Source organism: Allobosea sp. P4_C6 (assembly GCF_056402015.1).
In genome coordinates this window covers 40,514-47,999 of the sequence record NZ_JBFUIF010000031.1, presented here as the reverse complement: position 1 = coordinate 47,999, position 7,486 = coordinate 40,514, and the positions used below count along the sequence as shown (strand labels likewise).

9 protein-coding genes are annotated in these 7,486 nt (G+C 62.2%); 3 read left to right on the top strand and 6 right to left on the bottom strand.

Features of this window, described 5'->3' with window-relative positions; all coding sequences use genetic code 11:
• Positions 1-182: transposase (locus AC1DVA_RS20040; protein ID WP_476807020.1), on the bottom strand; the 182-nt coding region annotated here is incomplete at its 3' end.
• An 817-nt stretch (positions 183-999) separates the two neighbouring features.
• On the opposite strand from AC1DVA_RS20040, the gene AC1DVA_RS20035 reads away from it, so the two are divergent.
• Positions 1,000-1,230: a hypothetical protein gene (locus tag AC1DVA_RS20035; protein ID WP_476807019.1), complete on the top strand. Its 231-nt coding sequence runs from the start codon at positions 1,000-1,002 to the stop codon at positions 1,228-1,230.
• 169 nt (positions 1,231-1,399) lie between these two features.
• Here AC1DVA_RS20035 and AC1DVA_RS20030 read toward each other — a convergent pair whose 3' ends face one another.
• A complete protein-coding gene (locus AC1DVA_RS20030; RefSeq protein WP_265050613.1) occupies positions 1,400-1,651 on the bottom strand; it encodes a hypothetical protein in 252 nt (83 codons plus the stop codon).
• 57 nt (positions 1,652-1,708) lie between these two features.
• On the bottom strand, positions 1,709-2,428 hold the full coding sequence (locus AC1DVA_RS20025; RefSeq protein ID WP_476807018.1) for a hypothetical protein: 720 nt from the start codon (positions 2,426-2,428) through the stop codon (positions 1,709-1,711).
• 114 nt (positions 2,429-2,542) lie between these two features.
• Here AC1DVA_RS20025 and AC1DVA_RS20020 point away from each other — a divergent pair, with 114 nt between their 5' ends.
• Entirely contained in the window at positions 2,543-2,791 is a 249-nt protein-coding gene (locus tag AC1DVA_RS20020; RefSeq protein ID WP_476807017.1) for a helix-turn-helix domain-containing protein, read from the top strand.
• A gap of 247 nt (positions 2,792-3,038) precedes the next feature.
• On the opposite strand, the gene AC1DVA_RS20015 is transcribed toward AC1DVA_RS20020, so the two are convergent.
• The 3 genes from AC1DVA_RS20015 to AC1DVA_RS20005 all read right to left on the bottom strand — a co-directional run bounded on the left by AC1DVA_RS20015 (position 3,039) and on the right by AC1DVA_RS20005 (position 5,595).
• Complete coding sequence (locus AC1DVA_RS20015; protein WP_476807016.1) at positions 3,039-4,448, bottom strand: NAD(P)/FAD-dependent oxidoreductase; 1,410 nt, start codon at positions 4,446-4,448, stop codon at positions 3,039-3,041.
• Positions 4,449-4,530: 82 nt separating this feature from the next.
• Positions 4,531-4,875, bottom strand: coding sequence for a RidA family protein (locus AC1DVA_RS20010; protein ID WP_476807015.1), 345 nt, complete (start codon positions 4,873-4,875; stop codon positions 4,531-4,533).
• A gap of 57 nt (positions 4,876-4,932) precedes the next feature.
• Positions 4,933-5,595 (bottom strand): cupin domain-containing protein, encoded by a 663-nt coding sequence (locus AC1DVA_RS20005; protein ID WP_476807014.1) that lies wholly within the window; start codon positions 5,593-5,595, stop codon positions 4,933-4,935.
• 373 nt (positions 5,596-5,968) lie between these two features.
• On the opposite strand from AC1DVA_RS20005, the gene AC1DVA_RS20000 reads away from it, so the two are divergent.
• Entirely contained in the window at positions 5,969-7,471 is a 1,503-nt protein-coding gene (locus tag AC1DVA_RS20000) for an ABC transporter substrate-binding protein (RefSeq protein WP_476807013.1), read from the top strand.
• Positions 7,472-7,486: the final 15 nt, after the last annotated feature.

Sequence of the window (7,486 nt, the reverse complement as noted above, 5' to 3'; positions counted from 1 at the left end):
TTCAGACGCTTCACCTGGTCGGACTTCAGCCCGCCAAACTCCTTGCGCCAGCGATAATACGTGAACGCCGTCACGCTGATGGCCCGGATCGCCTCCGCGACCGGGCGCCCCTGGGACAACAGCACGTCGACCTGCCGCAGCTTCGCGACGATCTCTTCAGGCTTGTGCTTCTTCTGCGGCATCGCGGGCATCCTCCAAAGGCTCAAAACGCCTACTTCAGGGAGGGCCACTTTTCAGGGGGCAGGCCAGTACCATGGCACCGCCGCCGATGGCCGGCCGTGGCTCGGGTGAGGTCCGCTGTCCGGCCCATCTCAAACATTAGCGGCCGTCCAGCCCAATTGCCGGAAACGACCCGTTGCGGCCTCGCCTCGATTGTCGCTGGGATTTGCTTCCGTAGCTATTTCCGTCGCTGAGACGGATCGATCCGCAAATTGCCAACCAGGGTGGCAACCTGATCCAGAGCTTCGAAGGCACATCGCTTCCAAAGCCGTTCGCCCGCCGAAAAGCCAGTCAGGTAACCGGCTGTAAATGCAATAACGAGCAGGGCAGCCACCATGACGCGAGCCCTCACCATATTGCCACGACACAGATGCCCGCCCAGGTTGTGGGCAAGGATTCGCTTCGTCGGGCGCAGCATCATGAAGCCCGAACGCGTAAAGCCAGCCTTTCGCACATCTCAGAAAGTCCGGCCTATCGGTACAAATTCCGACATCGAATCCGCAAGCACGCAACGTCAGACGCGATGGGTTGTCTGTCGGGTCTGGCCTGCCAAAGGGCCTAGCTGGCCCTGGGCCGGAGAATGGGCATCCTTGGTCGGACTTTAGCTTCCGACCCAATCTGCTTGTGTGACACAACTTCGAGGCCCATAAACTACGCTCCATGAGTGACGCGGATGGGTTCTCACCGTGGTTTGCGAACGCAGGTGAGGCTTCAAATACGTCGGTCTGGATGGGCGGCGGGGGCAGGAAAAGCGGTTCATTGAACGCGAGGAGCCTGTACATGAGCGAATTCGCCATTTCGGACGGGATCACACGTCGACGCAGCCTGTCATTCTTGTGGTCGGCGGCCACACTGGCCCTTGCAGGGACTGCAGCGGTACTGAAGTCATCACCGTCTCAGGCCGAAACCACGGGCATGGACCGACGTCAGGATCGGCGCGGCGGACGTGACGATCGACGCACTGATCGCCGTACCGGCCGCACCACAAGACGTGAAGACCGTCGAAACTGACCGGCGAAGCTGCCGAATTTCGGGGCTCGACCCAGTTCCCGCTCAAGGCCGCGCCCCGGTCTCTCAGGCCGTTGGACGATAAACTTCGGCTTCCCACATTAGCCGACGTATTCCAGTTCGCCGGCGTGCTGCGAGAGTACGCGCTCGTGTTGAGTCATTTGAGCGCTTGTCAGCGGCGCTGCGTTCCCGCGGCGATCAGGGCAAGACCGTCGCCAATTTCGTTCAGGCGCCGCTGCGTATCGATCTGTTGGGCGACAGGCAGCAGGGTGCGCATGCACTCGGCGTGACGCGGCGAGGTTTCGCCATAGCCGGCCTGGAAGCAGGCCAGTTTGGTGCGAGCCTCAGTCGCCTGCTGCGCCGTCTGGCAGCCGCCAAGCATGAGCCCAGCCACCGTCATCATTCCCAACATCCTGATCGCCATAATCCGTTGCTCCAGCAAAAAAGCTGGAACGGAAACACGACGAAAATCAGTGCAAAATCATGGGCTCGCAGCGTGCTCGATCAGCCGCGCATGCAGGAAGTCTGGATCGGCGGTTTCGCGGGCGTGATGAGCGGCAGCGGACAGTGCCGCGCGGTGTCGTGGCTGAATCACCAGCATAAACACAACGTGTGCGGTCCGGATCGCCCAAATCTCTGCATCGGCAGYGATGCGCCGGAGATCGCCCGCGACATCGCGCATGAAGCTCTCGCGCTCCTTTCGCTGGAAGTGCTGATAGATCAACAACGAGTGACCATCGCGATAGGTCGCGGCTAGCTCATCGCGATAGACGTATTTCGAGGAATTGCGCCGTCCCTTCGCGACTGAGCCGACCTCGACGCCGTTGTCGGGATCGAAGAAGATCAGATCGGTATCGGCCAGCACCGCGCTCGCCTGCTTGAACCAAAGCTGCCGCTCGAACAGTGTCTCGGGAACGATGGCGTTGACGAAAACCGCGCCCGGCAGGGTCTCGCTGGCTTCGATCAGGATCAGCCGGCGGGCGTCAGGCTCGTTTCTCACCCGCCGCAGCAGCGTGAACAGTTCGGGATCATGACGCTCCTGCTTCGCCTGATCGAGATAGCCGAGCTTGTTGCCGTCGCTGCGCCCGTCGTTCGGCGTCAGCATCCAGCACACGCCAAGCTTCAAGCCTGATCGCCCAAGCTGCCTTAGCAGGGCGTATTTCCGATAGTCGTTGACGTCCCCGACATACTGCTCCTTCACGCCGCGCCTCCCCGATCGTCGATCCCGGAGGCAGCATGACCGAATACCCTATTTTGGGGTATCCGAATTTCGGGTTTCTTTGGAGCGCCGGTCCATCCGCATTGGGCGCCGGCTTTGGCTTCAACCCGCTCCGAACTCTACAAGGTCTTGCTCGCGGCGCTGATCCAGGCGCGCAAGGATGCCGGCGTCACCCAGGTCGAACTGGCGGCGCGGATCGGGCAGCGCCAGACTTTCGTTTCGAAATATGAGCTGGGCGAGCGGCGCCTTGATGTCGCGGAATACATTGCCATCGCGCGAGCAATCGGGGCGGAACCTCATGCGTTGATGCAGGTGGCTGAGGGAGCAGCCCCACCTGGCGAATAGGGCCCCGAGTAGCCCACTGCCGACATCTGGGGCGTCCGCTTTCCAGCATATTAGCTATCGTGGCGAAGCTGGCCCCTAGCTGACGTCGCCGATATCCGGTTTCGAGCAGTACCTTTCGGTCGTCGCCGAGCAGCCGGACCTGGCGCGGAGGGAACGAAAAGCGCTTGGCAAGTCGGACTAAACCAAGCCCTTCACCGAGGACTTAACGTAGCTCCGAAAAATGTCTGCCAACCGCAATAGGTGTCGGTCAGCGCGTTCCGATCCGTAGGCCAAACAGTTTGGGGATTGCAGCAGCGGCTCTCACGACTGCGGAGGGCGCCTCGCCGCGCTCCTCAGCTTCTTCGCAGCCGATGATGCCCCAGCGCACGAAGCGGCCACCGACAACGCGGAATGGTTCCGGCGGCAAGGCAGGGAGCTGGCGGCGGCAGAAGGGGAGATTTGCCCATTCGTCCTGCTCGCTGAGTACCAGCGATGCAAGTGATTGGCCGCCAATATAGGTAGGATTGACGCCATGGCCGGAATACCCGCAGCCGTAATGCACGCGCGTGCCCGGCAGAGTGCGGAAGAAAGGCAGGCGATCGGAAGAGACATCGATGCCTCCGCCCCAAATCTTCGCCACCGCGACATTGCCGAGGCCGGGAAGGAGCCGCCGCAAGCCGCGCTCGGCGCGGGCCGCCGAAGCCGCATCCTCCGTCAGACTCGGATCGACGGCGTTGCCGTTGTAGCTGATCGGGCCGGAGCCCGAGCCCATCAGGACCCGTCCATCGATGGTCTTGCGGAAATAGTGCACGAACATCCGCATATCGGCGAGGCCTTCCTCGCCCGTCCAGCCGATCTCCTGCAGCTTGTCCGGAACCGGCTCCGACATCAGCGCATAGCTCGAGAAGACGCTGATATACGGCTTGATCTCGCGGCGGCTGGCGAGACCGGTATTGGTCGCGAGCACGACCTCGCGCGCGATGATCTGTCCTCCGGGCGCGCGAAGCCGGTTGGGCGAGCCGGTGTCGAGCCCTGTGAGAGGTGTGTTTTCATAGATCGTGACGCCGGCTTCGATCGCCGCCTGACGCAAGGCTCGGACGAGCCGGGCCGGGTGCACATTGGCGCCCTCGGGCAAATAGATGCCGCCTCGGAAGGCCGGCGATTTGCAGTACGCCTCGACCTCCTGCGGTGAGAGCTCACGGGCCGTGTCGGGCACGCCCAAGCGCCGGGCTGTCGCTAGGGTGGCGGCGACCTTTGTATCCTGCGCCGGTGAAGCGGAGACCCGGACATTGCCGGCCTCGCGCCACCAGACATCGCGCCCCGGCGCGGTCGCGAAGCGGCGAATTGCATCCTGTGCCCTGGTGCCGGCGCGGGCGACCGCGAGCGCGGCGTCTGCGCCGAGAGAAGCTTCCATTCCGCCAAGCGAAGCCCAGTAGCCATGGGCCTTCCCCCCGTTCTTGCCGCTCGCGCCCGAGCCGCAGAGCGACGCCTCGATGAGTGCGACGCTCAGTCCGGGGGCGCGCTCGCGCAATGCCAGTGCCGTCCACAACCCCGTGAAACCGCCGCCGACGATGGCAACGTCCACCGTAATGTCACCCTTGAGCGATGATGACGGCGGAGCGCCGCCCTCGGCCTTGAGAGCATCGGTGAACCACCAGGACGGATCACCTGGGAGCATGCTGGGAGCAGTCAAATCTCGTGACATGTCGCGACCGATTTCATGGAGAAAGACGTGGACGGCGAGGCGCCTGCTGCGCCCGTTAGACGAGGGCCTGGACCTGTACCTCGACCAGGATGTCGTCGGCGGCGAGACGGGACTCGACCGTCGCGCGCGCCGGCGGCTGCTCGGGGTCGACCCAGGTTTCCCAGACGGCGTTCATTTCGTTGAACGTGCCGACATCCTTCAGCCAGATATTTGCGGTCACGAGACGGGTGCGATCGGTACCGGCCATCGCGAGATAGGAATCGATCTGAGCCAGGATATCGGCCGTCTGCTCGCGCACGCCGCCGCTGCGGTCCTTGGCGGTCAGCCCGGAGAGGAAGGCGAATCCGTTCGCAACCAGAACCTTGCTCAAGCGGCCGGTGACTTCATGACGGGTAATCATTGTGCCTCTACTCGTTGTGTGTGGGGGGAGAAGGGGAGCGAGCTGCTGCTTATCGCTTTAGAGGTGCGATTCTCTGATGCGGATGATCCAGACCAGCTTGGCCTCTTCGCCGCTGCGATTGACTAGGTGATGCGGGATGCTGCTTTCGAACTGGAAGCTGTCGCCCTCGCGGATCTCTGCTGCGGCGTTGCCGACGGTCAGCTCTACCCGCCCCGAGAGTACGTAGCCGGCCTTGTCGCCCGGCCCGGTCAGGACATCGTCGCTGGTCGCGCCCGGCGGTAAGGTGAGGATCATGAAGCGGAGCTGGTTGTTATCCTTAGGAGACAGCAGCTCCTTGGTCAGAAGACCGGGACCCACGACAAAGCGTGGGCGGTCCTCCCGGCGGCGGACGAAGGCCGGCTCGCCTTCGGATGTCGCCTCCCGTTCGAGGAAGGCCCAAAGATTGACCCCGAGCGCGCCCCGCAGCTTCTGCAGCGTGCTGATCGAAGGGTTCGAATTGCCGCGTTCGATCTGGCTGATGATCCCGGCGGAGAGCCCTGCCTTGGCCGCCAGCTCGAGGATTGTCAGGTTCCTTTCGTTGCGCAGCGCTCGCAGCCGCTGCCCGATCTGGACGGCGTCATCGTCGGAGGGCGCCGGGGTAGCGTCTTCAAAAGGCTTCGGCATGCAAGTGGGTCCATTTAAGTGAAAATGGACCATAGTGAAATTCATTGTTTTGCGCAATTGGGTCGCACTCGAATTTCTCTGATATGAAATTATTCAGTTAATTCAATGATATAAGGGCTGATTCTCCGAAATTCAGCTCCCGGCTCGCGTTTCATTCTTGACACGTAATTCAATATAATGAAGCAATGCTCATGGAACTCCGGGAATGACCAGTCGGGAGGTTTGAATGTTGCAGGTTCAGAAATGCGTCGAGGGAAACGCGTCGCGGTCCCCGGCGTCGGTGTCTGGTCAACGCGCCACTCGATGCGCCGGGATGGTGCCCGCGGCAGGCCGCCTTCGAACTTGTGATCGGCGCAGGTGGCCAGGCGAAACGACTGCCGCTGCGCGACCGGAAAATCCGATCATTTTCAACGATACCAAGGGGACTGCGATGACCGCTTCACGCGTTGCTGCTCTGTTGCTCGGCCTTGCTGCCGCAACCCCTGCGTTTGCCGGAAAGGCGAACGACACGCTCACCGTGTCATGGGACCGCGAGCAGACCACGCTGGATGTCTATTACTTCACGGACCATTCCGGCCTCACCCTGATGAACAACGTCTGGGACGGGCTTGTCGATCGCGACCCCAAGACCGGGGAGTATGTCGGCAATCTCGCCACGAGCTGGAAGTGGGAGAGCCCGACAAGCCTCATCTTCGAGCTGCGGAAAGGCGTCAAATTCCACAACGGCGAGGATTTCGATGCCGACGACGTGGTCTACACGATCGACTACGTCAAGGACCCGGCGAACAAGATCCTGCTGGTGCAGATGATCAGCTGGATCGACGCCGTCGAGAAGGTCGATCAATACACCGTGCGCATCAAGCTAAAGCGCCCGTTCCCGGCGGCGCTGGAATATCTCTCGCTGGGCGTGCCGATCTATCCGGATGAATACTATAAGAAGGTCGGCACGGCCGGGATGGGCAAGAACCCGATCGGCACCGGTCCCTATAAGATCACCTCGTTCTCTCCCGGGCGAGAATACATGATGGAGCGGAACGACGCCTACTTCTCAGGCGGGACGAAGCCCAAGGCGCGCATCAAGCGGGTCGTTGTCCGGACCCAGAAAGACCTCAACCTGATGATGGGCGAGCTCATGACGAAGCGCGCCGAATTCCTGTGGAGGCTGACGCCGGACCAGGCCGACCAACTGGAAAGCATCCCCACAATCCGGGTCGAGCGCTCGCCGACCCTGCGGGTCGCCTTCCTGACCTTTAATGCGCTTGACCCGCAGTCGCCGCTCGCGCGTCCCGAGGTCCGTCGCGCCCTCGCCCATGCGGTCAATCGCGACGCGATCGCCAAAAATCTCATCCGCGGTGGAGCGGCCACGCTCAAGACGGTCTGCGCGACCAATCAGCTTGCCTGCCCCGCGCCAGGGGTCGATTACGCCTATGATCCGGCCAAGGCCAAGGAGCTTCTGGCCAAGGCGGGGGTGCCGGACGGTTTCGAGACCTCGATCGGCTCCACCTCGGACCGCTTCATCACCGAGGCGGTGATCGGCGATCTCCAGCGCGTCGGCATCCGCGCCAACATGAACTTCAACGTCTGGGCCGCCTTCCGCGACAAATGGGTCAAGCGCGAGATGCCGCTCTTCCACGCCTCGACCGGCTTCTGGGGCATCAGCGACGCCTCGATCGCGTTCGGGACCTATTTCGCCGAGGCGCCGCAAGACCTTTCGCGGGACCCGGTCGTGACCGAAGCGATCCGCAAGGCTGACGGTACTCAATCGGTCGAGGAGCGGACGAAGTTCTACAAGGAGGCGCAGGACCGTATCCTGGATCAGGTCTACTGGCTGCCGCTCGTCGAGATCACGAACAATTATGCTTTCTCGAAGGAGCTCGATTTCACGCCGTCTCCGGATGAGATCAACCGCTTCTACCGCGCTACCTGGAAGTGACCTTCATGAACCTTT

Excerpts from the sequence above, each read along its gene's own strand:
- AC1DVA_RS20035 (WP_476807019.1), top strand. The coding sequence starts at position 1,000 with ATGAGCGAATTCGCCATTTCGGACGGGATCACACGTCGACGCAGCCTG.
- AC1DVA_RS20030 (WP_265050613.1), bottom strand. The coding sequence starts at position 1,651 with ATGGCGATCAGGATGTTGGGAATGATGACGGTGGCTGGGCTCATGCTT.
- AC1DVA_RS20015 (WP_476807016.1), bottom strand. The coding sequence starts at position 4,448 with ATGCTCCCAGGTGATCCGTCCTGGTGGTTCACCGATGCTCTCAAGGCC.
- AC1DVA_RS20010 (WP_476807015.1), bottom strand. The coding sequence starts at position 4,875 with ATGATTACCCGTCATGAAGTCACCGGCCGCTTGAGCAAGGTTCTGGTT.
- AC1DVA_RS20000 (WP_476807013.1), top strand. The coding sequence starts at position 5,969 with ATGACCGCTTCACGCGTTGCTGCTCTGTTGCTCGGCCTTGCTGCCGCA.